Here is a 26,955-nt window from a genome sequence, read left to right on the forward strand (position 1 = left end):
TTATGAGATAGTGCCGGGGCCGCGCCGCAAGGTCGTTCGGGGTATCGGTTCAGCCGCGCTCCCGGATGGCGAACACCAGGGTCTTCCCATCGCGCTCGGCGGTGATCACGGTCTGGCGGTACACCGTGGTCGTCCCGTCCGTGCGGTGTTCGGTGAGATCGACATCGTAGGTGTCGGTGGCCAGTTCGGTGATCCGCAGGCAGTGCGTGGTGCCGGGCGGGATCTGCTCGGTGATGGCCTTCTGGATGACATCCGCCGACGAGATGTTCTCGGCATCGGGGGCGGCGAAACGGCGCACCTTCTCGCCGCTGCGTTCGACATAGAACGCGTACTGGAAACCGAGGATGGCCTCCGCGCCGCGGGTGGTGTCACCAGGGCCGTTGCCGACGGTCACCTTCCCGTCGCGGCTGGCCGGGCAGCTCAGCGCCGCCGTGGTGCGCGGGGGCGGCGGCACCGCCGCGGTCTGCTCGTCCTCGCCACCTCCGCCGCGGCTCACCGCGACGATGACGACGACCAGACCGATCACCACCACCAGCGCACCGACGACGCCGAGGATCAGACGCGTCGTCGCCGACCCCGAACCGGAACCCTCGGTCGACGACGAGCCGGGCGCGAGCCGTTTGGCGATCGGATCGTCCGCCCACGACAACCCGGCCGCCGCGGCGGCCTCGAGCGGCGGCTTGGGCACCTCACCGGTATCGGTCGGACTCCACCACGGGTCCGTGGATGGCGCCTGCGTCTCGGCGCGCACGGGCGGCGGGGTGGGCAGCGGGACGGGCCGCTCCGCCGAGACCGTGGTATCGGGGGCGGGGAACCGCGGCGGCGGCGGGGGCGCGGTTTGCTCTCCCGCGGGACGCCAACCCACCTCGGGATGATCGCCGGGAGCTTGCGGAACCGACCAGCTCGGGCCGGAATCCGGCCTGGTCGGCGCGCCGAAATCGGCTATGGGCGGACCGAAGTCCCCCGTCGGTGGACCGAACTCGCCCACCGGTGGACCGAATTCGCCCACGGGAGGACCGAAGTCACCCACGGGAGGACCGAAATCGTTCACCGGAGGACCGAAATCCGACCTCCCCCGGCCGGATTCGCTGTCCTTCGCGTCACCCTCGGAACCCACACCCAATCCTCTCCCAGGACACACGTGTGGGGCGGCCGAGAACGACCGCCCCACCCGTGAACTCAGCTCGCGTCAGTACTGGACCGAACCACCCCACTGGGTGGTGATGCCGGCAACATTGACCGTCTGCGGAACGACATCGCCCTGCGGAACAATCGCGGGAAGTGTAACGTGCGACGCCGCTTCGAGCGCGGCGGCTCCGCCCGGCTGCTGGGCGATCCACTGCTCCACCGCCGCCTTGGCCATATTCACCTGGGTGGTGTCGAGGACGAGGGTGTTCTTGTTGTCGGCGAGGCCCTCGCCACCGGTGTAGCTGGTGACCGACACCGTGTTCGCGTCCACGAACTCGACCGAAACACCGGCCTCGCCCGCGCCGGTCGGCGTGCGGTAACCGATGGTGCCGACGTAGCCGGCCTGGTTGCTGAAGTGGTGGGTGTTGGCGACATAGCCCGGCAGCACGGTGCCGCCGTCGACATTCGCGCCGATCTCGGTGCGCGGACCGTTCATCTCGACGACCGGTGCGGCGGGCGCGGACTCGAGGCGCGGCGCTTCCCAGCGCGGCGTCTGCACGAGGGTCTCGGACTCCGATTCCGGCTGTGCCGCACGGCTGTTCGAGTCCGGGCCCGGGTTGGTGGCGCCACCGGGGGTACCGGTACCCGGACGTGCGGTGCCCGGCTGCTGCGAGCCGCCCGGCTGGGTGGTGCCCGGCTGTACCGGACTGGTGTCGGCGCCCGGATTCGCCGGGTCCGGCACCGTCGCGGGCTGCGCGGGCGAGGATTGGCCGGGAACCGGCAGCGGCGCGACGCGCGGGGTGGTGACACCCGGCTGGGTCGGCGCGGACAGCTTCGGATCCTTCTTCGGATCCGGCATGACCTGGTTCGGATCCGGGGTGGTGACGCCCGGCTGACTCGGCGTCGGCTTCTTCTCCGGCTGACCGGGTTGCGGCTTCGTTGTCTCCGGGGAGTTGCCCTCCGGTTGCGTACCCGGCTGCGCGGGCGCGGGTGTGGTCGGAGTGGTCGGATCGTTCGGAACAGCCCCCGCCGGCGCCGCGAGAAGAGTAGCCACGGCTGCCGCTGCGGCCAACGGCAGCGAGGTGCTCGCCATCGCTCGCTGCGCCCGACTCGGCTTACGATGTTTCACTTTTCGCAATTCCCTTTCCCGAGTGCGCCCCACTTGCTGCACTCAGTTGTCCCTGGTGAGACGTATCGGCGATCGAACGGCCCGATGCCCCGGCCGCCGAACGACACTCGCGCCGTTCGCCGTTCCCGTTTTGGAAAGGAAACCTTCCCCCCACAACAGAACCAAGCGACCGACGATCGATCGCATCTCTGCGGGGAGTCAACCACATGTTCGGCGCGCAGGCAACGCGGTGAAATACAGTCGACAACAAGAACACTCGGTCGGCCGACGGTTATCGAGACGGTTACACGGCCTGCGACCGACCCGATGAGACTCCCCTACCCACGAAGCTAGTATCCAAACCGATGGATTCGCAAGTCAGTCCAGATCGTCGTGACGCATCAACTGCCGGGCCGCCTCCGTCACCGAACCCGTCAGCGACGGATACACCGAGAACGTCTGCGCCAGATCGCTCACCGTCAGATTGTTCTGCACCGCCAAGGCGATCGGCAGGATCAACTCCGACGCGATCGGTGCGACCACCACGCCGCCAATCACCACACCTGTCGCCGGGCGGCAGAAGATCTTGACGAAACCCCTGCGCAGGCCGGACATCTTCGCGCGCGGATTGGTGTTCAGCGGCAGCATGACCGTGCGCGCCGGGGTCTCGCCGTTGTCGATGGCGGTCTGGCTCACACCGACGGTCGCGATCTCGGGACGGGTGAACACCGCCGATGCCACCGTCTTCAACCGGATCGGACTCACGCCCTCGCCGAGTGCGTGATACATGGCGATCCGGCCCTGCATCGCCGCCACCGAGGCCAACGGCAGCAGTCCGGTGCAGTCGCCCGCGGCGTAGACGCCCGGCACCGAAGTCCGCGACACGCGGTCCACTCGCAGGTAGCCGCCCCGGTCGAGTTCGATGCCGACCTTGTCCAACCCGAGGTCACCGGTATTCGGCGTGGAACCCACGGTCATCAGCGCGTGCGAACCGGACACCGCGCGCCCGTCGGAGAGTTTCACCACGATCCCGTCGGCCGTGCGCTCCACCGCGTCCGCGCGCGCGTGCTTGACCAACTCCACACCGCGCTCGGCCAGCGCGTCCTCCAACACCAGCGCCGCGTCGGCATCCTCACCCGGCAGCACCCGGTCGCGACTGGAGACCAATTTCACGCGCACGCCCAGCTCCGTATAAGCGGAGACGAATTCGGCGCCGGTCACACCGGACCCGACCACCACCAGGGTCCGCGGAAGTTCGCTCAGGTCGTAGAGCTGACGCCAGTTCAGGATGCGCTCGCCGTCGGGCTCGGCCCCCGCCAGCACCCGCGGACTCGCCCCCGTCGCGATCAGGACCACCTCGGCCTCGACCACCTCGGCCTCACCCGTGTGATGGGCCACCAACACCCGGTGCGTCGTGGACAACCCGACCGCGGGCTCGATCAACCGCGCCCGGCCCGAGAGCACCGTCACACCCGCCGACAACAACTTCGAGCGGATATCGGAGGACTGCGCCAACGCCAGCGCCTTGACCCGCTCGTTCACCTCGGGCAACGCCACAGCAGCCTGACTCGGATCCAGGGTGATCCCCAGATCCTTGGCCCGGCGCAGATCCGTGCGAATCCCCGTCGAGGCGATGAACGTCTTCGAAGGCACACAATCCCACAGCACACACGCGCCGCCGATGCCGTCGCGATCCACCAGCGTCACATCCGCGCCGTGCTGGGCCGCGACCAGCGCCGCCTCGTAGCCGGCGGGGCCGCCACCGATGATGGCAATGCGGGTCATGGACACCTCCGCTCGCACGGTCGACCGGGATCTCCGGCGCCTGCCACAACGTTATCCGGCGAGTCCACGGCAACGCCTGCCGACTCCGCGCTCATGAGACCGGCGCAACCCGCTCGTCACCCCCGCATGACACTCTCACACCGCACTATGGGCGGGATATGGGCGATCCGCCAAAGTTATTGGCTACCCTAGCGTCGTGCCGATCTACGCCGCCTACGGGTCGAATATGGACTCGTCCCAGATGCTCGAGCGCTGTCCGCACTCCCCCATGTCCGGAACGGGCTGGTTGGAGGGCTGGCGACTCACGTTCGCCGGCGACGACATCGGCTGGGAGGGACCGCTGGCCACGGTCGTGGAAGAACCGGGTTCCCGCGTATTCGTCGTGCTCTACGACGTCTCGCCCGAGGACGAACAGCGCCTCGACCGCTGGGAAGGGTCGGACTTCGGAATCCACAAGAAGATCCGGCTTCGGGTCACCCCGAGCCCCGGCAGCGGAACCGAGCCGAGACTGGCGTGGCTGTACGTGCTCGACGCCTACGAGGGCGGATTGCCGTCCGCGCGGTATATCGGGGTCATGGCGGACGCGGCCGAAAAGGCCGGGGCGCCAGAGGAATACGTACACGCGCTGCGCACGCGCAACAGCCGCAACGTCGGCCCGGGTTCGGTGTAACCGCGCCACGTGCGGAGCCGCGATCGCCGCGGCTCCGCACTGGTGGCTCAGCGGTGTCGCAGGATGATGTTGCTCAAGGCCCTGACGCCGACGGCCAACGCCCGCTCGTCGATGTCGAAGGTCGGCTGGTGCAGATCCAACTGCTCGCCGTGTCCCGACCACACCCCGAGCCTGGCCATGGCGCCGGGAACTTCCTCCAGATACCAGGAGAAATCCTCGCCGCCGCCGGACTGCGTGGTATCCGCGAGCGCGTCGGCTCCCAACAGGCGAATCGCGTCCTCGAATATCCTGGTCGAATGCTCGTCGTTGACCACCGGCGGCACTCCCCGCCGGTAGTTCAGCTGGTACCGCACCCCGGTCGGAGCCAACAGCCCGTCGACGATCTCGTGCACCATGGGCTCGAGCAGCGACCAGGTCGCGTGGTCGCCGGTGCGGACGGTGCCGGTGAGCATGCCGGTCTGGGGTATGGCGTTGGGCGCCTTGCCCGCGGACACCGCGCCCCACACCATGACGGTGCTGGTCCGCGGATCGATGCGGCGGCTGAGCAGGCCGGGCAGGCCGGTGATGACGGTGCCGATCGCGTAGACCAGGTCGCTGGTCAGGTGCGGGCGGGAGGTGTGGCCGCCGGGGGAATCCAGGACGAGTTCCACGGTGTCGGCGGCGGAGGTGATCGCGCCGACCCGGATGCCGACCCGGCCGACTTCCAGGCGCGGATCGCAGTGCAGGGCGAAGACGCGGTCGACGCCCTCCATCGCACCCGCGGCGACCATGTCGATCGCCCCGCCGGGCATGACCTCCTCGGCGTGCTGGAAGATGAATCGCACGCCGACCGGCAGGTCCATATCGGCCAGGGCCAGGGCGGTGCCGAGCAGGATGGTGGTGTGCGCGTCGTGGCCGCAGGCGTGTGACACGCCGGGCACGGTCGATGCGAAGCTCAGCCCGGTGAACTCCTGCAACGGTAGGGCGTCCATATCGGCGCGCAGTCCGATGCGCGGGGCGTCGGTGGGGCCGATATCACAGATCAGGCCGGTTCCGCCCGGCATCCGTCGCGGCGTCATCCCGGCCTTGGTCAGCCACGAGGAGACGAACTCGGTGGTGGCGAACTCGGTGCGGGACAGTTCGGGATTGGCATGGATGTGCCGACGCCACTGGATGAGGTCGACCGTGTGCTCGGCCAGCCACGTGTCGACGGCCCCGGGTATGGGCGGGGTGGCGAATCCGGCATCCCCGGGTTCGGTGATCGCGCACCCACCTCCCTCCGCATGCGCCGCCGACCCGCCGATAGTGCTCACCGAATGTCCTCCTGTCGTTGAACCAGTCGTTGCAACAACCTGTCTCTGTGTAGTTCATCGCGCGCCACGGCTATCGCGGTACGCGCGAGTGCGAGCGAGCCGTCGACGACCGCACGATCCGCCGAGGCGGTGACACTGGCCGCGGCGAACCCGGGCTGATGTGTCACCGCCCCGCCCGCATCGATGCCGATGACCGGATGGATGCCGGGAAGGACATTGGTGACATTGCCCATATCGGTACTGCCGAGCGGGCGCCGCTCCTCGAGCTCCGGTGCGATCGGCACACGGCCCAGAGCGGTGATCTGCTCGCGATAGGCACTCAACAGTGCCGCATCGGGCGTCAGCTCGGTATACGTCGGCGCGAGCGTACGGATTTCGTGGGTGCAGCCGGTCGCCAGTGCGCCCGCCTCGAAACAAGCCGACGCTCGTTGCATCAGATCGTCGAGGGATGCGGAGTCGACTGCGCGTAGGTAATACAGCAGTTCCGCACGTCCGGGCACGATGTTGGGGGCTACGCCACCGTCGCCGACTATACCGTGAAGTTGCTGCCCCGGCTGGATATGCTGCCGCAGCAATCCCAGCGCGACCTGTGCGACCGTGACCGCGTCCCCGGCGTTTCGGCCCCGCTCCGGCGCGGCGCTCGCGTGGGCTTCCCGGCCGTGGAACACCACACCGAGATCGGCCAGCGCCAGGGACCGCGCGCCCACGATCTCCGTGGGGCCGGGATGCACCATCATGGCCATCGCTATGTCGTCGAACACCCCGCGTTCGAGCATGAGCACCTTGCCGCCGCCGCTCTCCTCGGCGGGCGTGCCGAGTACGACCACGGTGATCCCGAGGTCGTCGGCCACCTCGGCGAGTCCGAGCCCCGCCCCCACCCCCGCCGCGGCGATGATGTTGTGCCCGCACGCGTGCCCGATCTCCGGCAGTGCGTCGTATTCGGCGCAGATGCCGACGGTCAGCTCCCCGCCGCCATAGGTTGCGCGAAACGCGGTGGGCAGGTCACCGACCCCGGTTTCGACCTCGAACCCGCGCTCGACCAGCGGCTCGAGCGCCTTGGCCACGCTGCGCGTCTCCTCGAACGCCAGTTCCGGTTCGGCGTGGATGGCGTGCGAGAGATCGATCAGCCGCGACGACGCGGCCGCGATGGCCTCATCGGAGGCCGCGGCCGTCGCGTCGTCGCGCGGTGCTGGCATGCGTCACAGTCTGGCACCCCCGCACCGCACGGACACCCGCGGCGGGTTCGGTTCCCCCGTGTCCGCCCCGGCCGCCGATCAGTAGGCCAGGTTCTCCGGGGTATTGGCCACGGCCAAACCGGCCAGCGCCTCGGCGTGCAGCGCCCGCTTGATCACACTCAGATTCGGCTTGCGGTTGCCCGCGAGTCCCGCGGCCCGGCCGACGGCGACGTCGAGCAACACCTCGGCGTCGGCGGCCTGGTCCACGATGCCGGCGGCGACGGCCTCGGCCGCCGGATAGCGGTATCCGGTCGTCATGGCCCGCACGCAGACCTGATTGGCGAGCCGCCGGGTCAGCAGCGCGTTCATCCCCACGGTGAACGGCATGTCGAGATGCACCTCGGGCAGACACCAGTATCCGCGATCGGCGCGCATGACCCGGAAGTCGTGCGACACGGCGAGCATCGCCCCGGCGCCGAACGCGTGCCCGTTCAGCGCGGCGACGGTGGGCAGCGGGAAGGTCAGGAGCCTGCTGAAGACGCCGTGCACTCGATCCAGGTATCCGTGCAGCTCGCCGAAGTTGCCGAGCAGCCAATCGGTGTCGAGTCCATTGCTGTAGAACTTCCCGGTGGCCACGGTGACCAGCGCCGCCGGGCCTTCGGATGCCTCAACCTCGTCGAGCAGGGCGTGGAATTCATCGATCCAGGACGGATGGAAGCGGTTCTCGCTGTCGGTCTGTCCTTCGTTCCCGAGATACAGGACGAACACCTCGGCGGCACGCTCCAGATATGGCATGCGCGCAGCCTAGCGATGGTGTGCGCCACCGTGGGACGGCCGCGGCGCCGCGGTCGAATAGAGTGGGGCCATGCTTGCCGAACAGGCCGCCGCGGCGATCGCCGAACGTACGGGAGTCGAGCGCCACCGGGTCGCGGTGGTCCTCGGATCGGGCTGGCAGGACGCGGCCGCCGAGATCGGGACGCCGCTGGCCTCGGTGCCCATGCCGGAACTGCCCGGATTCGGGACGCCGAGCGCGCAGGGTCACGTCGGCGTGGTGCATTCGGTCGTCGTCGGCGAATCCCCCGTGCTGCTGCTGATGGGTCGCCAGCACCTCTACGAGGGCTACTCGCCCAGCGAAGTGGTGCACCCGGTGACCGCGGCCATCGCGGCGGGCGCGCGGACGGTGCTGCTCACCAATGCCGCGGGCGGCATTCGCGAGGGTTTCCAGGTCGGTGAGCCGGTGCTCATCAACGATCACCTGAATCTCACCGGTCGCACCCCGCTCACCGGTGCCACCTTCGTGGACCTGGTCGACGCCTGGGACGCGGAACTTCGCGCGCTGGCGCGCGAGGTCGATCCGAGTCTTTCCGAGGGCGTCTACGCCGGACTCACGGGTCCGCAGTACGAGACACCCGCCGAGATCCGCATGCTGCGCACCATCGGCGCCGACCTGGTCGGCATGTCGACGGTGCTGGAGGCCATCGCCTGCCGCAGCCTGGGCGCGCGGGTGCTCGGCATATCGCTCGTCACGAATCTGGCCGCCGGGGTGACCGGTCAGCATCTGTCGCACGCGGAGGTGCTCGCCGAGGGCCGGGCCGCCGCGCCGCGCCTGGGCAAACTGCTGCGCGGCGTGCTGGAACGGCTGTAGCGGCCCGCCGATGCTGAGATTCGGCACCGCCGGTCTGCGCGGACCGCTCGTCGCGGGTCCCGACGGCATGAACTCCGACACGGTCGCCCGCGCCACGGCGGGTCTGGCCGACTGGTTGCGCGGACGCTGTCTCGGCGGCGGAGTGGTGGTCGTCGGCCGCGACGCGCGGCACGGTTCCGCCGAATTCGCCGCGGTCACGGCCGAGGTCTTCGCCGCCGCCGGGTTCGCGGTCCTGCGCCTGCCCGATCCGGTGCCGACGCCGCTGGTGGCCTACGCCGTGCGGCAGCTGCGCGCGGTCGCGGGCGTGCAGATCACCGCGTCGCACAATCCGGCCACCGACAACGGGTACAAGGTCTACCTGGACGGCGGCGCACAGCTCATTCCGCCCGCCGATGCCGAGATCGAGGCCGCCATCGCCGCCGTGCGCACCCCGGTCCCGCGCGCCGACGACGCCGGGGGCGCGCGCGACCCTCGGATCGGCGCGGTGCTCGGCGAGGACCCGGCGGCGGAGCTGATGCGCCGCTATCTCGCGCGGGCCGCGCGGCTGCCGGAACTGCTCGGTGGGCCGGGTGCCCGCGCCGAAATCCGCATCGCACTGACCGCCCTGCACGGCGTCGGCGGCGCGACGGCGCTGGCGGCATTGCGGGCCGCCGGATTCGCCGACGTGCACGTGGTGGCCGAGCAGTTCGATCCCGACCCCGATTTCCCGACGGTCGCCTTCCCCAACCCGGAGGAACCCGGCGCCACCGATCGGCTGCTGGAACTGGCCGACCGGGTCGGGGCCGACATGGCCGTCGCCCTCGACCCCGATGCCGATCGCTGTGCGATCGGCATACCGTGCGCCGACGGGTGGCGCATGTTGCGCGGCGACGAAACCGGTGTGCTGCTGGCCGATCGGATCCTGCGTACCGCCCCGCCGGACGCGCTGGTCGCCACGACGATCGTGTCCTCACGGCTGCTGTCGCGATTGGCGCGGGCACGCGGGGCGCGCTACGCCGAGACGCTCACCGGTTTCAAATGGCTGGTACGCGCGGGTGACGGCCTTGTCTACGCCTACGAGGAGGCCATCGGCCACTGCGTCGACCCGGCCGAGGTCCGCGACAAGGACGGGATCACGGCCGCGGTGGTCGCCGCCGACACGGTGTCGCTGTTGAAGGCGGCGGGCCGCACGCTCACCGACGAACTCGACGACTACGCCGTGGAATTCGGTCTGCACGCGGGAGACCAGGTGTCGCTGCGCTCGGCCGACAGCGCGTCGGCGGGCGCGGTGCTGGCCCGATTGCGCGATGCGCCGCCGACCATCGTGGCGGGCGTGCCGATGACCTGCACCGATCAGTCGCGGGTCCGCGGGCCGCTGCGCACCGACGCGGTGGTACTCGAGGGCGGCGGCAGCCGGGTGGTGATCCGCCCCTCCGGCACCGAGCCGAAACTCAAGTGCTACCTGGAGGTCGTCGAACCCGTCGCGGACCGCTCCGCGCTGGCCGTCGCGCGAAAGTCCGCGGCCGAGAGGCTTTCCCGGCTGCGGCAGTTCTGCGCCGCACTCTGAGCGGCCGCGCTCGGGGCGATCGCGCCGCCGCGATCGCCACCCGCGGCATTGGATGAATCGCACCGTGGCGCAACGCCGCCCGCGAGCGTTCACATCCGCAACCGCTCCTCGCCACGTACCGACAGCCGGTTCAGCGCGGGCCGAACTGGCGGTCGCCCGCGTCGCCGAGTCCGGGCACGATGTAGGCGTTCTCGTTGAGTCCGGCGTCGACCACCGCCGTCACCAGTCGTACCGGATGGCCCGAATCAGTCAGCGCCGCAATGCCTTCCGGCGCGGCCACCACGCACACCGCGGTGATGTCCGCGGCGCCCCGCGCGACGAGCAGGTCGAGGGTGTGACGCATGGACCCGCCCGTGGCCAGCATGGGATCGAGCACGTAGACCGGGATACCGGCCAGATCCTCGGGCAGCGATTCCATATAGGGCATCGGCAGATGGCTCGATTCGTCGCGGGCGATACCGACGAATCCCACACGGGCGTCGGGGATCAGCCCGGCCGCGGCGTCGATCATGCCGAGTCCGGCCCGCAGCACCGGGACCAGCAGCGGCGGCGCGGCCAGCCGCACACCCTCGGCGGGTGCGACCGGAGTCGTGATCTCGAAGCGGGTCACGGTGGCCTCGCGCAGCGCCTCGTAGACGAGGATCGCGGTGAGATCGCGTAAAGCCGCGCGGAAGACGGGATTCGGCGTCCGCAGGTCCCGCATGGTGGTGAGCAGACTGGCGGCGAGCGGGTGATCCACGATGTGCGTGCGCATGAGGGAACGATAAGGTCGACGGCGAGTTCGGTGCCGGACGACGGGCCCGAGAATTTTTCCGAACAGGGCGGAACCGATCGGGAAGGTAGCGCGTCGAACTAGGTGGATGACGTACTCTGCCTGGGAACAACGGATGGGGGATGCACTATGCGAAAGATGTCGGCGGATGCCGAAGGCATCGGGGTGTACAGCGCCACGGCCGAATCCATGTCCGGCGAGATGGCCGCCGCGGCCACGAGCGCGGCGGGCGCGTCACCCGCACTGCTCGGCCCGATCATGGGCCTCATCGGCGCGGATTTCACGACCGCCTACGCCGCGGCGCACGCGGGCCATGTCGCGTCCATCGGGCAACTGTCGGCGGTCCTGTCCAGCCTCGGTGGCGCCACCGCGGGCGCGGCGACGGTCCTCACGGAGACGGATCTGAACAATGCCGCAGCCCTGAAGACCGCCGATCTGGACGGATGAGCCGGTGATCGATATCAATGTGCTCGCCAAGCCGCTGCTCGACCTGCTGTCGAGTTTCGGCACGGGCGTCATGCCGTCCGGCGGTCCGTCCGAGGCGCTGACAGCCACTTCCGGCGTGCTCGACCAGTTGCACCAGGTGAGCCGCAACAGCATCAACCAGATGAACACCGCCTGGGACGGCGTCGCAGCCGACGCGGCGACCTCCAAGGCGCTGCGCGTGCAGACTTCGGCCGCCACCATCTCCGATCGCGGCACCGAGATGGCCTCGGTCGTAGACCAGGCCGCGGCCCACGTCGAGACCGGGCAGAAGGATCTCAACGGCATCGTCCAGTCCTTCGTCGCCGAGGCCACCGCGCTGGGTCCGGCCATCGCGACGCCCGCAGGTCTGACGGTGCTCGTCGGCTCGGCCATCGACCACCTGAACCAGGGGTTGACGGTGGTGGGCCGCACCCAGAACGAGCTGAACACCCAGACCGCGGCGATGAACGAGCTGACGCCGCCGCCGTCCACCTCCACCGCGTCCATGCCCGCCGCGCTCACTTCGACGGTGAAGTCCGGGCTCGACGGCCTGGTCGGGCTCGCGAGCGGCGCGGGCAGCCTGGTGAGCACCGTCAGCAAGCCGCTGTCCAACGCGGCGTCGGCCGCCACCACCCCCGCGGCAAGCAAATCGGCCTCCACCGGCGGCACCCCGAGTACGCAGAACACCAATCCCACGCCGTCCAACGCGGCGGAGGGCTCCGGCGTGAAGATCACACTGCCCGACGGCAGTGTCGTCGAAGCGCCGAACGAGAAGGCGGCCACGGCGGTGAAGGCGGCGATCGGCGCGGTCGGCACACCCTACGTCTGGGGCGGCAACACCCCCGGATCCGGTATCGACTGCTCCGGCCTCACGAAATACGCCTACGGCGAGGCGGGCGTCGATCTGCCGCGCCTGGCCCAGGAACAAGGGATCGGACACCCCCAGGTGTCGCCCGGTGATCTGATGCCGGGCGATCTGGCCGTATGGGACGGCCACGTCGCCATGGTCATCGGTAACGGGCAACTCGTCGAGGCCGGTGATCCGGTCTCGATCAGCGCCATCCGAACGGAGAACATTGGTATGGAGTTCTACGGCTTCTACAGGCCCACCGAATGAGTCAACCGGTGAATCCCCAGCAATCGCAGCCGGTCCCCAATGTGACGGTCGCGGGAAGCACCAATCGGTCGGGCACCATTTCGGTGCGCGCCACCGATCAGGGCATGCCCATCGAGATCAAATTCGAGCGCAGCGAATACCGTTACGGCGCAGCGGCCCTCGCCGCGGAGATTCTGCGGCTCACCCAGCGCTCCAGCATCGCCGCGCGCGCCCGCCGCCGGGAGATCCTCACCGAGGCCGGTATGCCCGCCGATATCCTCGACCGCCTCGGCCTGCCCACCCGGCAGCAGGCGGTGGACGAATTGGACCGCATCGATGATGCCGACACCGGGCCGACGAGCTGGATGAGGCCGGTATGACCAACTCGACTACGGAGGTGCCCGCGTGAGCGCCGAGATGGATGCACTCGTCGCGAACGCGACGGCCAAACTGGAGGCGCTCGAGGCCGCGCTCTACGGCCTCGAGCAGGTGCGCGGGCAGTTCACCACCGAGGACGGTGTGGTCAGCGTCGAGGTGAACAGCGACGGCGCGCTGGTCGGTCTCACGCTCTCGGAGGGGGTCACCTCCATGGCTCCCGCCGATGTCGGTCAGCTGATCATATGGGCCTGTCGACAGGCATCCGAGGACGCGGGCGCACAGCGTTCGAAGGTCGTTGCGACACTGAACGAGTCGTTCGCGCCCGCCGCGCCGGGTGCCGAAGGCGTCGTTGGGGGCGGGCCGGATAGTGCCTGACACGGAAGGTCGATAGGCTTCGGGACATGGCTTCTGGAGACATCGTCCCGATCGAGCTCGGCCTGACCGACGGCGATCTCGTCACCCTGTGGGCACCGCGTTGGCGAGACGGTGACGACGAGTGGGAGGCGTTCCTCGGACACGAGGATGCGCTGTACGGATTCGAGTCCGTGGCGGAGTTGGCTGCGTTCATCCGCACCGACTCCGACAACGATCTCGTCGACCATCCGGCATGGAAAATCGTCGCCGGACTGTCGGCGGCGGAACTCGAGCCGGAAGAGGATCACTCCTACGATCTGGTCGCCGTTCCCGAGCTGGCCGCGGGCGATCCCGACTCGGACGTCATCGCCGAGCTCGAGGACACCCTCGCGATGGTGCGCAATATCGGCGAGGTCTGCGAACTGGAGGTGGTGAACAAGTTCTTCAGCTCGCATCCGGTGCTCGGCGCTCTGCCCGCCGGTATCAGCTCCTTCGTCGGGCGCGACGGCGAGGAACTGTGGGACCAGATCGGCGCGGCCATCGCCAAGGACTGGGACGCGGTGCTCGACGCCATCGATTCGGTGGTCTCCACCCCCGAGGTCGACTCGGTCGCGGTCGCGGTCGCCGAGGCCGAATTGCTGGCCGCGGAGGAGAACGTCATCGACGCCGAGGACGCGGTCGACAGCGAGGAGGACGAGGAATTCGAAGCCGTCGACCTCGATGACGAGGACGAGGAAGACGACGAAGAGGAGACCTTCTGGCACGAGGTCGGCATCGACCCCGTCAAGATCGTCACCTCCGACGGCGCTTACTTCACGCTGCGCTGTTACCTCGACGACGATCCCATCTTCCTCGGCAAGGACGGCGCCATCTCCGTCTTCGGCTCCGAAAAGGCCCTCGCGCGCTATCTGGCCGACGATCACGAGCACGACCTTGCCCGGGTGAGCACCTACACCGACGTGCAGACCGCGGCGGTGGACGGATCGCTGGAGGTCGAGGTCAGCGAGGAGAACGTCTACGTCCTCCAAGGGCTCGCCGAGGATCTGTCGAACGGCCCCGACGCGGTGGACGTCGACCAACTCGACCTCGCGGTGGAACTGTTCACCGACGCCGCCGACTATGCCGAGGACGACACGGTGGAGCAGGCGCTGGCGCAGTCCACGCCCCTGGGCTGGTATGTCTCCTACTTGCTGAATCCCGACCCGACGCGCTTGGCGCCGAACCCGCCGTTCGACGCCGAGGCACAGAATTGGCGAGAGTTGGAGAGGGCCTTCGAGGGCCGTTTGGTACGGAAATAGCGGCTGCCCGAGCGCACTGCCCGAGCTCGGCGGTGCGCTCGGCGGCGAACGCACCGCCGCTTTCTTCGCGAGAAACAGCTACGGCACCCCATGCGAGTTGCCCAGCCCGGAACTCCGCGACGAGCGCATCCTCGTGGGGCACCCGACGCGCACCGAAGGGCCGTCTCCGGCGCTGAAACGGCGTGCGCCCAGACCGTCCTACGGGCGCCGGATCGGGACTACCGCACTCGCGGGTATTTTGCGTCCAGCCATTCGGCGAAGGTCGGACCCGCCAGGATCGCGTCGGGCCCCGGTAGCAACGCGCCCTCGGCCCGGAGTTTCGCTTCGGGATCGTCCGGGTCGGCGACCTCGGTGACATGCGCGGGTGCGCCGCGGCGCGCCGCGAGTTCGGCGGCGGCGGCCGCCAGCTCCAGCGGCTGCGGACCGGCTATGTCGAGACGCTCCGGTGCGGTTGGGGCCTCGGCCAGGTCGGCGAGGTGCTCGGCGACGGTGCGAGCGGCCACCAGCTGGGTGCGGGTTTCGGGGACGTAGGCGGTGTCGCCGCGGGTGGTCCACTCCAGCATCATCTCGGTGAATTCGTGGAACTGCGCGGCGCGCACGATGCGCACCGGGACCGGACCCGCGAGGTAGCCGCGTTCGTGCGCCAACTTGCCCGCGTAGTGACCTTCGGTGAACGGGTCGATGCCGATGATCGACACCAGCGCGATCCACCGGACCCCGGCGGCGGACGCGGCCCGCTGGACGTTCGCCGCGACCGTGCCGAAGAATTCGGTCACTTCCTCGGTCCGGGTGGTCGCGGCGTTCACCGCGTCCACCACCGCGTCGACTCCGGTGAGGGCGGCCTCGAGCCCCGCGCCGGTGTGGACGTCGACGCCTTCGGAGCGGCCGATCGGCACCACTTCATGGCCCCGACCGGCCAGGATGTCGGCGACCTCGTGGCCGATCCGTCCCCGTGCTCCGATTACCGCGACTCGCATGACGTTTCTCCTTCGCTCGATCCTGTACCGAGTCGACGGGACCGAGCGCCGGAGTGTGACAGAGCCGGAGGGCGCTAGCCGAGCTGTACCGCGTAACCCGGTTTGATGATGTCGTCGATAATGCGCAGACGTTCGGGGAACGGGATGAAGGCCGACTTCATCGCATTGATGGTGAAGCGCTCGAGATCGCTCCAACCGTAGCCGAAGGTGTCGACCAGTTTGAGCATTTCCCGGCTCATGCTGGTATCGCTCATCAGGCGATTGTCGGTATTGACGGTGACGCGGAAACGCAGCCGGGCGAGCAGGTCGAATGGGTGTTTGTCCAGCGACGGCACCGCGCCGGTCTGCACGTTCGAGGACGGACACAATTCCAGTGGAATGCGCATATCCCGAACGTAGTTGGCGACCAGCCCCAGTCGCGCGTCCTCGATCGCACCGGGCACCTGGATGTCATCGATGATGCGCACCCCGTGGCCGAGACGGTCGCAGCCGCAGAAGGCCAGCGCCTCGTGGATCGACGGCAATCCGAACGCCTCGCCGGCGTGAATGGTGAAATGCGCGCTGTTGGCCCGCATATATTCGAAGGCGTCGAGGTGACGGCTGGGCGGATATCCGGCCTCGGCGCCCGCGATATCGAACCCGCCGACGCCGCGGTCGCGCCAGCGCACCGCGAGTTCGGCGATCTCGCGGGAGCGCGCGGCGTGGCGCATGGCGGTGAGCAGGCAGGTCACCACGAGCGGGCGACCCTCGCCCGCGGCGATATCCGCGCCCTCGCGCAAACCCGCGAGGGTGTGCTCGACCACTTCGTCCAGACTCAGTCCGCGTTCCAGATGCTGTTCGGGGGCGAATCGCACCTCGGCGTAGACCACACCGTCGGCGGCAAGATCCTGCGCGCATTCGCTGGCCACGCGCCGCAGCCCCTGCGGGGTCTGCATGACCGCGACGGTGTGCGCGAAGGTCTCCAGGTACCGTTCCAGCGACCCGCTGTCGGCGGCATCGCGGAACCAGCGACCGAGTGCGGCGGCGTCGGAGGCGGGTAGCCCGTCGTATCCGCATTCGGCGGCGAGCTCCAGCACTGTCGCGGGCCGCAGACCACCGTCGAGATGATCATGCAGAAGTGCTTTGGGAGCTTGGCGGATCGAGGCAAGGGTCAAAGGCATCGGTCCTGTCATGTACACACGTTAGCCGCATCGGTGCCGGGCCGGCAGCACAGTTGGCGCACTCGTCACTCGCCGGGCATCGGTGATTCTCCTCGCACGCCACTGCCGGTCGCCGACAGGCAACCGTCAGCCGCCGACACGTCCCAGAACCAGGCTCGAAACGTGGTCGGCGGCCTCGGCGGCGAGATCTATGGCGCCGTCCAGGGCGGCCAGCGCGCCCGGGAAGGCTTCGGGCGTGTCGGTGTGCAGGGTGAGCAGCGGTTGCCCGACGGTGACCGAATCGCCCGGCTTGGCGTGCATTTCGACGCCCGCGCCGAATTGCACGGGATCGCCCTGGCGCAGCCGGCCGGCGCCGAGTCGCCATGCGGCGACGCCGACGGCGTATGCGTCGAGGCGGGTCAGCACGCCCGCGCGGTCGGCGCGCACGGTGTCGGTGTGGCCGGCGCGCGGCAGCGGTGCGTCGGGATCGCCGCCCTGGGCGCGCACCATCGCGCGCCAGTGATCCATGGCGCGGCCGTCGGCCAGCGCGTCGGCGGGGTCCGCGGACAGCCCGGCCGCGGCCACCATCTCGCGGGCCAGGGTCAGGGTCAGTTCGACCACGTCGGCGGGGCCGCCGCCCGCGAGCACCTCCACCGACTCGGCGACCTCGAGCGCATTGCCCGCGGTGCGGCCGAGCGGGGTGTCCATCGCGGTCAGCAATGCCACCGTCCGCACGCCGGAGTCGAGACCGAGTTCGACCATGGCGGTGGCGAGTTCGCGCGCCCGCGGCAGCGATTTCATGAACGCGCCCGACCCGACCTTGACGTCGAGGACCAGCGCGGCGGTGCCCTCGGCGATCTTCTTGCTCATGATCGAACTCGCGATGAGCGGAACGGATTCCACGGTGCCGGTGACATCGCGTAGCGCGTAGAGCCGCTTGTCGGCCGGGACGAGGTCGGCGCCCGCCGCGCACACCACCGCGCCGATGGCGGGATCGGCCAGGATCTCGCGCATCCGCGCGAGCGGGACGTCGGCGCGCCAGCCCGGAATCGATTCGAGTTTGTCCAGGGTTCCGCCGGTGTGGCCGAGTCCGCGACCCGACAGTTGCGGTATCGCGGCGCCGCAGGCCGCGACCAGAGGCGCGAGCGGCAGGGTGATCTTGTCGCCGACGCCGCCGGTGGAGTGCTTGTCGACGGTGGGCCTTGGCAGGTCGGTGAAGTCCATGCGGTTGCCGGAGGCGATCATCGCGGCGGTCCAGCGGGCCGTCTCGTGGCGGGTCATACCGCGCCACAGGATCGCCATCGCCAGCGCGGCCATCTGCTCGTCGCCGATCGCGCCCGCGGTGAAGGCGTCGACCACCCAGTCGATCTGGGCATCCGACAGCGGCTCGCCGTCGCGTTTGGCCGTGATGATCGAAACCGGGTCGAGTGCCGTCACACCGGCAAGTCTGGCACGGGCGGGCTCACACCTGCCCGGCGTCGAGATCGTCCGGGCCGAAGGCGTCGGGCAGCAGCCGCCGCAGGGGCACCGGGCCGGCGCGATGATCGACGAGGAGTTCGCCACCGCCGTGTTCGTACAGCAGCTGCCGACAGCGTCCGCACGGCATGAGGATTTCCCCCCGAGAATCACTGACAGAGACTGCCATCAGTCTGCCGCCACCGGCCTCGAATAAGTTACCGATGAGTACACATTCGGCACACAGGCCTAATCCAGTTGAGACATTTTCCACATTGCACCCGCGCACAATTCGGCCATCCGCACAGAGAGCCGCGGCGCCGACCGGAAACCGCGAGTACGGTGCATAGGCATTCCGCATAACTTCGATCGCCTTGGCGCGCAATACATTCCAGTCGATATCTGGCATCGGAACTCTCCCGTGTAACCCACCCTACGCGGACGCGCGAGGACTCGGACACACTCATTACACATCAAGAAAGGTAAACCTAACTCCGGCCGATGTAGCGCAACGCACCGTCCGCCGAATTAGTTCCCCGATTGCCAGGGGATTAGAGTTCGGAATAGATCGGTTCAGGTTCCCGGCGGCGGGCCGGAGTGTAAGCCACCTGGGCATTCACCCCCAACGCGGCCTGCGTTCGGACTTGCAACCGGGTCCATCGACGACGTTGGAGGCACCGCACTCTATGACCACGATTGAAGCTCCGGCCCAGCCGAAGCGGAAGACGCTGTACCGAGGCGACCCCGGAATGTGGTCGTGGGCGTTGCACCGGATCACCGGGGTCACCATCTTCTTCTTCCTGTTCGTGCACGTTCTCGACACCGCGCTCGTACGGGTCAGCCCGAACACCTACAACGAAGCGATCGAGACCTATAAGAACCCGATCGTCGCGCTGATGGAGATGGGCCTGGTCGTGTGCGTGCTGTTCCACGCACTCAACGGCCTTCGCGTGATCCTGGTCGACTTCTGGTCCAACGGTCCGCGTTACCAGCGCCTCATGCTGTGGATCATCCTCACGGTCACGGTCCTGCTGGCCGCGCCCGCGATCGGCCGCATGTTCTACTACCTGTTCACGGAGCACTGACGACATATGAGTGAGCGCAGCGAACGAATCGGCGACACAGCCGCCTGTGCGGTCATGACCGCGGCGAGCGTCAGCGAGGTGTCGGCATGAGCGCGCCGGTACTCGGTAAGTCCTACGATCGGCCCGCGAGTCTGGACCTGCCGCGGTCCCCGCGGGCACGCTCCGGCGGCAACTTCGAGAAATACGCCTGGCTGTTCATGCGGTTCTCCGGGCTGCTGCTGATCGTGCTCGTGCTCGGGCACATGGCGATCATGCTGCTGCTCGACGGCGGCGTGAAACGGCTCAACTTCGCCTTCGTCGCCGGACGCTGGTCCAGCCCCTTCTGGCAGATCTGGGATCTGACCATGCTGTGGCTGGCCCAATTGCACGGCGGCAACGGCCTGCGGACCGTGATCGCGGATTACTCGCGCAAGGACTCCACCCGGTTCTGGCTGAACACGGCGTTGGTGATCTCGATGATCCTCATCATGGGCGTCGGCACCTACGTCATCTTCACCTTCGACCCCAACATCAGTTAGGAACAGGCCACCTCACATGAGTGTTGATTCCCGCGTACAGGAGCATCGCTACGACGTCGTGATCGTCGGCGCGGGCGGCGCAGGCATGCGTGCGGCGATCGAGGCGGGCCCGCGCGTCAGGACGGCCGTTCTCACCAAGCTGTACCCCACTCGCAGCCACACCGGCGCGGCGCAGGGCGGCATGTGCGCGGCCCTGGCGAACGTCGAAGAAGACAACTGGGAGTGGCACACCTTCGACACCGTCAAGGGCGGCGACTACCTCGTCGACCAGGATGCCGCGGAGATCATGGCCAAGGAGGCCATCGATGCCGTGCTCGACCTGGAGAAGATGGGTCTGCCGTTCAACCGGACCCCCGAGGGCCGGATCGACCAGCGCCGCTTCGGCGGACACACCCGCGATCACGGCAAGGCCCCGGTCCGCCGCGCCTGTTACGCCGCCGACCGCACCGGTCACATGATCTTGCAGACGCTGTACCAGAACTGCGTCAAGCACGACGTGGAGTTCTTCAACGAGTTCTACGTGCTCGACCTCGTGCTGACCGATACCGATCGCGGACCGGTCGCCACCGGGGTGGTCGCCTACGAACTGGCGACCGGCGAACTGCACGTCTTCCACGCCAAGGCGATCATCTTCGCCACCGGCGGATCCGGTCGCATGTACAAGACCACCTCTAACGCGCACACGCTGACCGGTGACGGTATGGCGATCGTGTTCCGCAAGGGTCTGCCGCTCGAGGACATGGAATTCCACCAGTTCCATCCCACGGGCCTGGCCGGACTCGGCATCCTCATCTCCGAGGCGGTCCGCGGCGAGGGCGGCATCCTGCGCAACGCCTCCGGCGAGCGGTTCATGGAGCGCTACGCCCCCACCATCAAGGACCTCGCACCGCGCGACATCGTCGCCCGCTCGATGGTGCTCGAGGTGCTCGAGGGCCGCGGCGCGGGACCGAACAAGGACTACGTCTACATCGACGTGACCCACCTCGGCGAGGATGTGCTCGAGGAGAAGCTGCCCGACATCACCGAGTTCTCCCGCACCTATCTGGGCGTCGACCCGGTGAAGGAGCCGGTGCCGGTCATGCCGACCTGCCACTACGTCATGGGCGGCATCCCGACCCGCATCCGCGGCGAAGTGCTGCGCAACAACAGCGATATCGTCCCCGGCCTCTACGCCGCGGGCGAATGCGCGTGCGTGTCGGTGCACGGCTCGAACCGCCTCGGCACCAACTCACTGCTCGACATCAACGTCTTCGGCCGCCGGTCCGGCATCGCCGCCGCGGAATACGCCCAGCGCACCGAATTCGTGGACATGCCCGAACAGCCCGCGACGATGGTGCAGGAGTGGCTGGCGCGGATCCTGTCCGACAACGGCAACGAGCGGGTCGCCGACATCAGGACCGAATTGCAGTACACGATGGACATGAACGCCGCCGTGTTCCGCACCGAGGACACCCTGAAGCAGGCGCTCACCGACATCCACGCGCTCAAGGAGCGCTACACGCGAATCACCGTGCACGACAAGGGCAAGCGCTACAACAGCGATCTGCTCGAGGCGGTCGAGCTCGGCTTCCTGCTCGAGCTGGCCGAGGTCACCGTGGTCGGCGCGCTCAACCGCAAGGAATCGCGCGGCGGACACGCCCGCGAGGACTACCCGGATCGCGACGACGTCAACTTCATGCGGCACACGATGGCCTACAAGCAGGGGTCGGATCTGTTGTCCGAGATCCGCCTCGACTTCAAGCCGGTGGTGCAGACCCGATACGAGCCGATGGAGCGTAAGTACTGATGACCTCTGTTGCCGAAACGCCCGTCGAGCAGAAGCCCGCGCCGGTGCCCGATGGTTCGGTGATGATCACCGTCAAGGTCGCGCGGTTCAATCCGGAGGACGAGAAGGGCGCGCACTGGGATTCGTTCCAGGTGCCGGTCCTGCCGACCGACCGGTTCCTGAACGTGCTGATCTACATCAAGTCCTATCTGGACGGCACGCTGACCTTCCGGCGCTCCTGTGCGCACGGGGTCTGCGGTTCCGACGCCATGCGCATCAACGGCGTCAACCGGCTGGCCTGCAAACTGCTGATGAAGGACATGCTGCCCGCGAGCGGCAAGAGCATCACCGTCACCGTCGAACCCATCCGCGGCCTGCCCGTGGAGAAGGATCTCGTGGTGGACATGGAGCCGTTCTTCGACGCGTTCCGCGCCGTGAAGCCGTACCTGATCACCTCGGGTAACGAGCCCACCCGCGAGCGGATCCAGTCGCAGGCCGATCGCGCCCGGTTCGACGACACCACCAAGTGCATCCTGTGCGCCTGCTGCACCACGTCCTGCCCCGTGTACTGGACCGACGGCAGCTACTTCGGCCCGGCCGCGATCGTGAACGCGCACCGCTTCATCTTCGACAGCCGGGACGAGGGTGCCCGCGAGCGCCTCGATATCCTCAACGATGTCGAGGGTGTGTGGCGTTGCCGCACCACGTTCAACTGCACCGACGCTTGCCCCCGTGGCATCGAGGTCACCAAGGCCATTCAGGAGGTCAAGCGAGCCCTCCTGTTCGCCCGCTGACCCGACCGATCCCGAAGGCCGCCTCCGTCGAAAGACGAAGGCGGCCTTCGTCTTTCACGAAGTGACGCGGCGATGCACAGCACGGACGGCCTCGACCACGGCGTCGGACGCGTCCAGGTGCAGGGTGCTGTGGCGGGCTTGCGGTAGTGCGCGGTATTCGCCCACCGTGACCGCACCGGTCATGGCCGAGTAGAGAGCGTTCTTGGCCTCGACGAGTTCGGCGCGCATGGTCTTCGTCAGGCCGCGGCGTTGACCGGAATCGACGCCCGCCGCCGCGAGGACCGTGACGGGAACGTCCGGGAAGGGCGTGCCCGCCTTCAGTTCGTCGCGAACGGCGGCGAGATTGCGTCGTTCCCGGGCTCCGGCGACCATCCACGCGCGCCCGACATGCCCCTCGACCAGCGGCTTGCGGATCCCGGGTGGCCAGTCGGCGAACATCGCGCGGTAGAACGGGCGCGACAGGACGCGCAACAGGGTGGTCTGGAAACGGCCCGGGGTCACGGTCGGGGTCTGGTCCAGGTGCAGATCGGCGGGCATGTGAGCGTCCCAGTCCTCATGGAAGGGGTCGAGACCGACCAAGCCCGCGGTGGCCTCGGGAAACAACTGCGCGAAGCGACGCGCGTAGGCGCCGCCGAGATCGTGTGCGACAAGCAGGTAGGGGCCGGGAATCGCCGCGGCTTCGAGCAACGAGTGCAGTTCGGTGGCGACCTCGCTGGCGGTGCGTGGCAGGTCGACCCGGTCACTCCAGCCGGTACCGCCGCGGTCGTAGAGCACCGCGGTGGTGAATTCGGCGACCGCGCGGTGGACGTTCAGGAAATCCAGTCCGACCCCGCCCGCGCCGGGCAGGAACACCACCGCGGGCGCGCCCGCACCCGCCCGGTACAGGTACAGGTGCCGTCCGGCGACCCGAACGCGCTCCCCTACCGGTGGAATGCCGGATTCGTCGGCCTCGTTCACCGTCATCGGCCACCTTTCATCGCATGGACGCCCACGCGCCCATCCGAACACGACGAACGCGGCGAGGCGCCACCGGGGCGCGCCGAATCGTCGCGGTCATCGCGGCGCAGCGGTTCGGCGACGGCCCAGCGCTCGCCCGCGAGCACCACGTGGTCGAGGAAGCGCAGGCCGACGGTGTGCGCGGCGGCGGCAACCACCGCGGAGGCGTGCCGATCCTCCGTACTCGGCGCCGGATCGCCGGAGGGGTGGTTGTGGGCGAGCGCGAAGGCGCGGCCGTCGTGACGCAGTACGGTGTTGAGGATCTCGCGGACCGGGACGGCCACCCGGTCGACGGCGCCCTCGGCGACGAACACCGTCTGCCGCAGGCGGTGCTGCGCGTCGCAAATCAGCACGAGCAGACGCTCCACCCGTACACCCGCGAACAACGGCGCGACGACGGCGGCCACCTCGCTCGCGCACCGCAGCCGCGGCGCGTCGTCGCGGCAACGCCGCACCCGGTTGCCGAGTTGGAAGGCGGCGGCGATGGCGGCGGCCTTGGCATGGCCCACCCCGCTGCGGCGGGCCAGCTCCTCGGGGCGCGCCGCGGCCAATCCGGCGATTCCGCCGTGTTCGGCGAGCAGTTCGGCGGCCATGTCGAGGGCGCTGGCCCCCGGTCTGCCCTGCCCGAGCAGCAGCGCCAGCAATTCAGGATCGCTGAGCACCTGCGGGCCGAGGGCGAGCAGGCGCTCACGCGGCCGCTGGCCGGACGGCAGCTTCGCGATCGGTACCGACATGCGCAGTCCCCCCTCGAATGCGTTGATGGGCGTGATCATGCCATCGGCCACCGACAGATCGCCGACGGCGGATCGCCGCGGAGGAGTCGACCCGCGGCTACCCGTCGACGGTGACGGTCCCCGGAACCGGCAGCGCGGTCAACGCGCCCGCGGCCAGACGTTCGAGATGACGCCACTGGCGCTCGTGCACCACGATCCGGCGTAGCGCCTCGTTGACGGTGGTCGCGCTGTCGGATGTGCCCATGATGTTCGCGGCGGCGTCGAGCAACCGCTGATCGAGATCGATCCGCACGGATTTCATGCGTCCTCCTTCGTACATTCGTCATCTTGCGCCATGCGGGCCGATTCGGGTGGCAAATCGTAGGCATTCTTTTCGGCGTGGTGCGCGAGCACGGTGAGATCCGTTGCCACGGAGCCGGTCTGCGCTCCTCCTACGGGGAGCTCGACGAATTCCGCGGGCCGAACTTCGCCCGCTCGACGTGACGGCGATTGGCACCGCGGGCGACGACATCACCCGGTACCGACCGTCGCTGTACTGCGCTGACTCGATCGGACAGATCGAGGACGTGATTCGCGGCCTCGGACGACGAGACACCGGCGCGCGCGGCACGAGGGCTGACCGCGCGGCACGAGGTCAGCCCTCGTGCCGCAGCGGCAGTCCCGCTTCCAGGAATTCCATCGCCCGGGTGAGATTGTCGGCGTTGATCGGAACCATCTTCGATATCGCCATGACCGCCCCCGCCATCGCGCCTGCCGCGACCCTCACTTCGAAATCGGCCTTGTCGCGGCCGACATGATCGGCCAGCAATTCCGAGATCAAATCGATACTGCGCTCGATCTGCAAAGCCACCGCGGCGCGCAGATCCGGCACGTGGAACAGCAGCGCCTCGCGTTCCTGTTCGAAGGCGATCTCCTCGGCGGACAGGCTCGTGAATACCGTCGCCATCGCATTGCGGAAAGCGGTCAGCGGCGGCACGTCGGGTGATTCCCGCCGCAAAGCCTCGATCATGATCGGGTCGAGGTCGTCGGTCAGCACCACCTGTTCCTTGGTGGGGAAATAGCGGAAGAACGTGCTCGGCGACACCTCGGCGGCCTCGGCGATCTGTTCGATGGTGGTTTCGGCGTAGCCCTGTTCACGGAACAGCCGGAACGCCTCGCTGCGTATTGTGCGGCGGGTCCGCTCCTTTTTCCGCTCGCGCAGGCCCGGTATTTGCTGCGGTGCCTGCGCGGCGTTCCCGTCGACGGGATCATCAACCGACATATGTCGATTCTGGCGCATCACCGACGACGTCGGGCGCTTGCGGTACGGATTTCTTTCCACGCGGCAGCACCAGGATGGCGAGGGGCACCGCCAGTGCGCAGATTCCGGCGCACACCCACAACATTGCGTCCATCCCGCTGACGAACGCGGACTGCACCTGCGCCAGCGTCTGCGGGTCGCCGCCCGCCTTCGCCACCGCCACACCGGAATTCACGCTGTCGCGGATCGGTTCGACGTCCAGGTCGCCGAGTTCGGCGCGGTACACGGTCGCCAGGACGGTGCCGAGCAGCGCCACCGCGATGGTGCCCGCCGCCTGCCGCAGCGCCTGCACCATGGCCGAGCCCATCCCCGCGCGGTCCACCTCCAGATCGTCGATGGCCACCGACATGCCGACCGGCAAGGCCACACCCATGCCCGCGCCGGTGAGCGCGATCCAGCACGCCACGTACCAGTACGGGGTGTCGACCGCGGTGAGCGCGCCGAGACCGAGTCCGAGCGCGAGAATCGCCATGCCCGCGGTCACCATCGGTCCCGGGCCGAGAACGGGCAGCAGCCGGTCGCACAGTCGCGCGCCGACCATGAGTCCGGCGATGAGCGGCAGCAGCCGCAGCCCGCTGCCGAGCGCGTCGACGTCGAAGATCGCCTGGTAGTACTGCGGCACCGTGAAGAACAGGCCGAACATGCCGAAGGTGATGAGCACCGTGAAGACCGTGCCCCAGCGGAATCCTCGCGCCCGGAACAGCGACAGGTCGATGAGCGGGAATTCGGCGCGGCGCTGCCAGAGCAGGAAGACCACCAGCACCGCGATACCCGCGGCCTGTATCGCCCAGGCCGGGCCGTCGCCCCAGCCCTCGGCCCCCAGACGGATGAATCCGTAGGTGAGACCGAGCATTCCGAGGATCGACAGCACGGTGCCGAGCGGATCGGACGGACGCCGTTCCGCGTTCCTCGATTCCGGTACCAGCAGGGCGACCGCGAGCCCGCCGATCACGACCATCGGCACATTGATCAAGAAGACCGACCCCCACCAGAAGTGATCGATCAGCCAGCCGCCGAGAATCGGCCCCAGCGGCAGACCGAGCGCGGTCGAGGTCACCCAGATCGACATGGCCCGCGCGCGTTCGGCGGGATCGGTGAACAGGACCGGCAGCACCGCCATCGACAGCGGCATCATGGCCGCCGCCGCGACGCCGAGTACGACACGCGCGGCGATGAGTTGGCCCGCGGTGGCGGCGAAGGCGCAGGCCAATGAGGCCGCACCGAACAGGATCAGCGCGGCGAGCAGGATCTTCTTGCGCCCGAAGCGATCTCCGGCGGCGCCCGCGGGCAGCATCAACGCGGCCAGCGCGAGCGTATAGGCGCTGCTGAACCACTGGAGTGCGCCGGTGTCCGCGTTCAGGTCGACGGCCAGCGTCGGCAACGCGACGGTCAGGACCGTGATGTCCAACCCGATGGTGAGCATGGCCAGCGCGAGGGCGCCAAGCGCCAGCCAGCGACGGGTGACTTCCGTCTTCATATC

General features: G+C 68.6%; 28 protein-coding genes. 12 read left to right on the plus strand and 16 right to left on the minus strand.

The genetic code is table 11. From position 1 onward, the window contains the following. Positions 1-49: 49 nt before the first annotated feature. From APZ21_RS24725 to APZ21_RS24735, 3 genes are all read right to left on the minus strand, one after another. Positions 50-988: a DUF8176 domain-containing protein gene (locus tag APZ21_RS24725; protein ID WP_204249151.1), complete on the minus strand. Its 939-nt coding sequence runs from the start codon at positions 986-988 to the stop codon at positions 50-52. Between the two features lie 201 nt (positions 989-1,189). Then, a complete protein-coding gene (locus APZ21_RS24730) occupies positions 1,190-2,257 on the minus strand; it encodes a hypothetical protein (RefSeq protein ID WP_239476800.1) in 1,068 nt (355 codons plus the stop codon). Between the two features lie 357 nt (positions 2,258-2,614). Beyond that, positions 2,615-4,021, minus strand: coding sequence for an NAD(P)H-quinone dehydrogenase (locus tag APZ21_RS24735; RefSeq protein WP_054815673.1), 1,407 nt, complete (start codon positions 4,019-4,021; stop codon positions 2,615-2,617). A 196-nt stretch (positions 4,022-4,217) separates the two neighbouring features. Between APZ21_RS24735 and APZ21_RS24740 the strand changes: the two genes are divergently transcribed. Beyond that, the gene (locus APZ21_RS24740; protein ID WP_054815674.1) at positions 4,218-4,691 is read left to right on the plus strand and encodes a gamma-glutamylcyclotransferase family protein; all 474 of its coding nucleotides are present in this window, start codon (positions 4,218-4,220) and stop codon (positions 4,689-4,691) included. A 47-nt stretch (positions 4,692-4,738) separates the two neighbouring features. On the opposite strand, the gene APZ21_RS24745 is transcribed toward APZ21_RS24740, so the two are convergent. The 3 genes from APZ21_RS24745 to APZ21_RS24755 form a co-directional block, all read right to left on the minus strand. Further along, positions 4,739-5,893 carry a M20 family metallopeptidase gene (locus APZ21_RS24745; RefSeq protein WP_054815729.1) on the minus strand — a complete coding sequence of 385 codons (1,155 nt, stop codon included), beginning with the start codon at positions 5,891-5,893 and terminating at the stop codon, positions 4,739-4,741. An 86-nt stretch (positions 5,894-5,979) separates the two neighbouring features. After that, entirely contained in the window at positions 5,980-7,179 is a 1,200-nt protein-coding gene (locus tag APZ21_RS24750; RefSeq protein WP_054815675.1) for a M20 family metallopeptidase, read from the minus strand. 78 nt (positions 7,180-7,257) lie between these two features. Continuing rightward, complete coding sequence (locus tag APZ21_RS24755; RefSeq protein ID WP_054815676.1) at positions 7,258-7,953, minus strand: enoyl-CoA hydratase-related protein; 696 nt, start codon at positions 7,951-7,953, stop codon at positions 7,258-7,260. Positions 7,954-8,023: 70 nt separating this feature from the next. Between APZ21_RS24755 and APZ21_RS24760 the strand changes: the two genes are divergently transcribed. Both APZ21_RS24760 and APZ21_RS24765 read left to right on the plus strand, forming a co-directional pair. Then, complete coding sequence (locus tag APZ21_RS24760; protein WP_054815677.1) at positions 8,024-8,803, plus strand: purine-nucleoside phosphorylase; 780 nt, start codon at positions 8,024-8,026, stop codon at positions 8,801-8,803. A gap of 10 nt (positions 8,804-8,813) precedes the next feature. Next, positions 8,814-10,349, plus strand: a complete 1,536-nt coding sequence (locus tag APZ21_RS24765; protein WP_054815678.1) for a phospho-sugar mutase — start codon at positions 8,814-8,816, stop codon at positions 10,347-10,349. A 130-nt stretch (positions 10,350-10,479) separates the two neighbouring features. Here the strand turns inward: APZ21_RS24765 and upp are convergent, their stop codons facing one another. Further along, positions 10,480-11,103: a uracil phosphoribosyltransferase gene (gene upp, locus APZ21_RS24770; RefSeq protein ID WP_054815679.1), complete on the minus strand. Its 624-nt coding sequence runs from the start codon at positions 11,101-11,103 to the stop codon at positions 10,480-10,482. A gap of 156 nt (positions 11,104-11,259) precedes the next feature. Between upp and APZ21_RS24775 the strand changes: the two genes are divergently transcribed. The 5 genes from APZ21_RS24775 to APZ21_RS24795 are packed head-to-tail and all read left to right on the plus strand — an operon-like array spanning position 11,260 to position 14,712. Further along, complete coding sequence (locus tag APZ21_RS24775) at positions 11,260-11,568, plus strand: type VII secretion target (protein ID WP_239476801.1); 309 nt, start codon at positions 11,260-11,262, stop codon at positions 11,566-11,568. A gap of 4 nt (positions 11,569-11,572) precedes the next feature. After that, positions 11,573-12,703 (plus strand): bifunctional WXG100 family type VII secretion target/C40 family peptidase, encoded by a 1,131-nt coding sequence (locus APZ21_RS24780; RefSeq protein WP_054815681.1) that lies wholly within the window; start codon positions 11,573-11,575, stop codon positions 12,701-12,703. 8 nt (positions 12,704-12,711) lie between these two features. Further along, on the plus strand, positions 12,712-13,062 hold the full coding sequence (locus APZ21_RS24785; protein ID WP_169812074.1) for a hypothetical protein: 351 nt from the start codon (positions 12,712-12,714) through the stop codon (positions 13,060-13,062). A gap of 25 nt (positions 13,063-13,087) precedes the next feature. Continuing rightward, entirely contained in the window at positions 13,088-13,435 is a 348-nt protein-coding gene (locus APZ21_RS24790; protein WP_054815683.1) for a YbaB/EbfC family nucleoid-associated protein, read from the plus strand. A gap of 26 nt (positions 13,436-13,461) precedes the next feature. Then, positions 13,462-14,712, plus strand: coding sequence for a hypothetical protein (locus APZ21_RS24795; protein ID WP_054815684.1), 1,251 nt, complete (start codon positions 13,462-13,464; stop codon positions 14,710-14,712). Positions 14,713-14,930: 218 nt separating this feature from the next. On the opposite strand, the gene APZ21_RS24800 is transcribed toward APZ21_RS24795, so the two are convergent. The 4 genes from APZ21_RS24800 to APZ21_RS24815 form a co-directional block, all read right to left on the minus strand. Further along, entirely contained in the window at positions 14,931-15,689 is a 759-nt protein-coding gene (locus APZ21_RS24800; RefSeq protein WP_054815685.1) for an SDR family oxidoreductase, read from the minus strand. Between the two features lie 74 nt (positions 15,690-15,763). After that, on the minus strand, positions 15,764-16,861 hold the full coding sequence (locus APZ21_RS24805) for an adenosine deaminase (RefSeq protein ID WP_054815686.1): 1,098 nt from the start codon (positions 16,859-16,861) through the stop codon (positions 15,764-15,766). A gap of 114 nt (positions 16,862-16,975) precedes the next feature. Continuing rightward, positions 16,976-18,265, minus strand: a complete 1,290-nt coding sequence (locus APZ21_RS24810) for a thymidine phosphorylase (RefSeq protein ID WP_054815687.1) — start codon at positions 18,263-18,265, stop codon at positions 16,976-16,978. A gap of 25 nt (positions 18,266-18,290) precedes the next feature. Next, positions 18,291-18,692 carry a cytidine deaminase gene (locus tag APZ21_RS24815; RefSeq protein ID WP_054815688.1) on the minus strand — a complete coding sequence of 134 codons (402 nt, stop codon included), beginning with the start codon at positions 18,690-18,692 and terminating at the stop codon, positions 18,291-18,293. A 277-nt stretch (positions 18,693-18,969) separates the two neighbouring features. Here APZ21_RS24815 and sdhC point away from each other — a divergent pair, with 277 nt between their 5' ends. The 4 genes from sdhC (at position 18,970) to APZ21_RS24835 (ending at position 22,445) form a co-directional block, all read left to right on the plus strand. Beyond that, positions 18,970-19,368 carry a succinate dehydrogenase, cytochrome b556 subunit gene (gene sdhC / locus APZ21_RS24820; protein WP_082393429.1) on the plus strand — a complete coding sequence of 133 codons (399 nt, stop codon included), beginning with the start codon at positions 18,970-18,972 and terminating at the stop codon, positions 19,366-19,368. Between the two features lie 86 nt (positions 19,369-19,454). Then, the gene (locus APZ21_RS24825) at positions 19,455-19,886 is read left to right on the plus strand and encodes a succinate dehydrogenase hydrophobic membrane anchor subunit (RefSeq protein WP_054815690.1); all 432 of its coding nucleotides are present in this window, start codon (positions 19,455-19,457) and stop codon (positions 19,884-19,886) included. Between the two features lie 16 nt (positions 19,887-19,902). Next, positions 19,903-21,672: a succinate dehydrogenase flavoprotein subunit gene (gene sdhA / locus APZ21_RS24830; RefSeq protein ID WP_054815691.1), complete on the plus strand. Its 1,770-nt coding sequence runs from the start codon at positions 19,903-19,905 to the stop codon at positions 21,670-21,672. Continuing rightward, positions 21,672-22,445: a succinate dehydrogenase iron-sulfur subunit gene (locus APZ21_RS24835; RefSeq protein ID WP_054815692.1), complete on the plus strand. Its 774-nt coding sequence runs from the start codon at positions 21,672-21,674 to the stop codon at positions 22,443-22,445. Before sdhA ends, APZ21_RS24835 begins: the two co-directional genes overlap by 1 nt. Before the next feature lie 54 nt (positions 22,446-22,499). Here the strand turns inward: APZ21_RS24835 and APZ21_RS24840 are convergent, their stop codons facing one another. The 5 genes from APZ21_RS24840 to APZ21_RS24860 form a co-directional block, all read right to left on the minus strand. Next, on the minus strand, positions 22,500-23,408 hold the full coding sequence (locus tag APZ21_RS24840; protein WP_082393430.1) for an alpha/beta fold hydrolase: 909 nt from the start codon (positions 23,406-23,408) through the stop codon (positions 22,500-22,502). After that, positions 23,405-24,214, minus strand: coding sequence for a JAB domain-containing protein (locus APZ21_RS24845; protein ID WP_239476802.1), 810 nt, complete (start codon positions 24,212-24,214; stop codon positions 23,405-23,407). Before APZ21_RS24845 ends, APZ21_RS24840 begins: the two co-directional genes overlap by 4 nt. Before the next feature lie 58 nt (positions 24,215-24,272). Beyond that, complete coding sequence (locus tag APZ21_RS24850; RefSeq protein ID WP_054815730.1) at positions 24,273-24,476, minus strand: type II toxin-antitoxin system VapB family antitoxin; 204 nt, start codon at positions 24,474-24,476, stop codon at positions 24,273-24,275. A gap of 333 nt (positions 24,477-24,809) precedes the next feature. Further along, complete coding sequence (locus tag APZ21_RS24855; RefSeq protein ID WP_054815694.1) at positions 24,810-25,436, minus strand: acyl-CoA-like ligand-binding transcription factor; 627 nt, start codon at positions 25,434-25,436, stop codon at positions 24,810-24,812. Further along, the gene (locus tag APZ21_RS24860; RefSeq protein WP_054815695.1) at positions 25,426-26,952 is read right to left on the minus strand and encodes a DHA2 family efflux MFS transporter permease subunit; all 1,527 of its coding nucleotides are present in this window, start codon (positions 26,950-26,952) and stop codon (positions 25,426-25,428) included. Before APZ21_RS24860 ends, APZ21_RS24855 begins: the two co-directional genes overlap by 11 nt. Positions 26,953-26,955 lie beyond the last annotated feature (3 nt).

It is taken from the genome of Nocardia arizonensis, assembly GCF_001310275.1.
Lineage (GTDB): Bacteria > Actinomycetota > Actinomycetes > Mycobacteriales > Mycobacteriaceae > Nocardia > Nocardia arizonensis.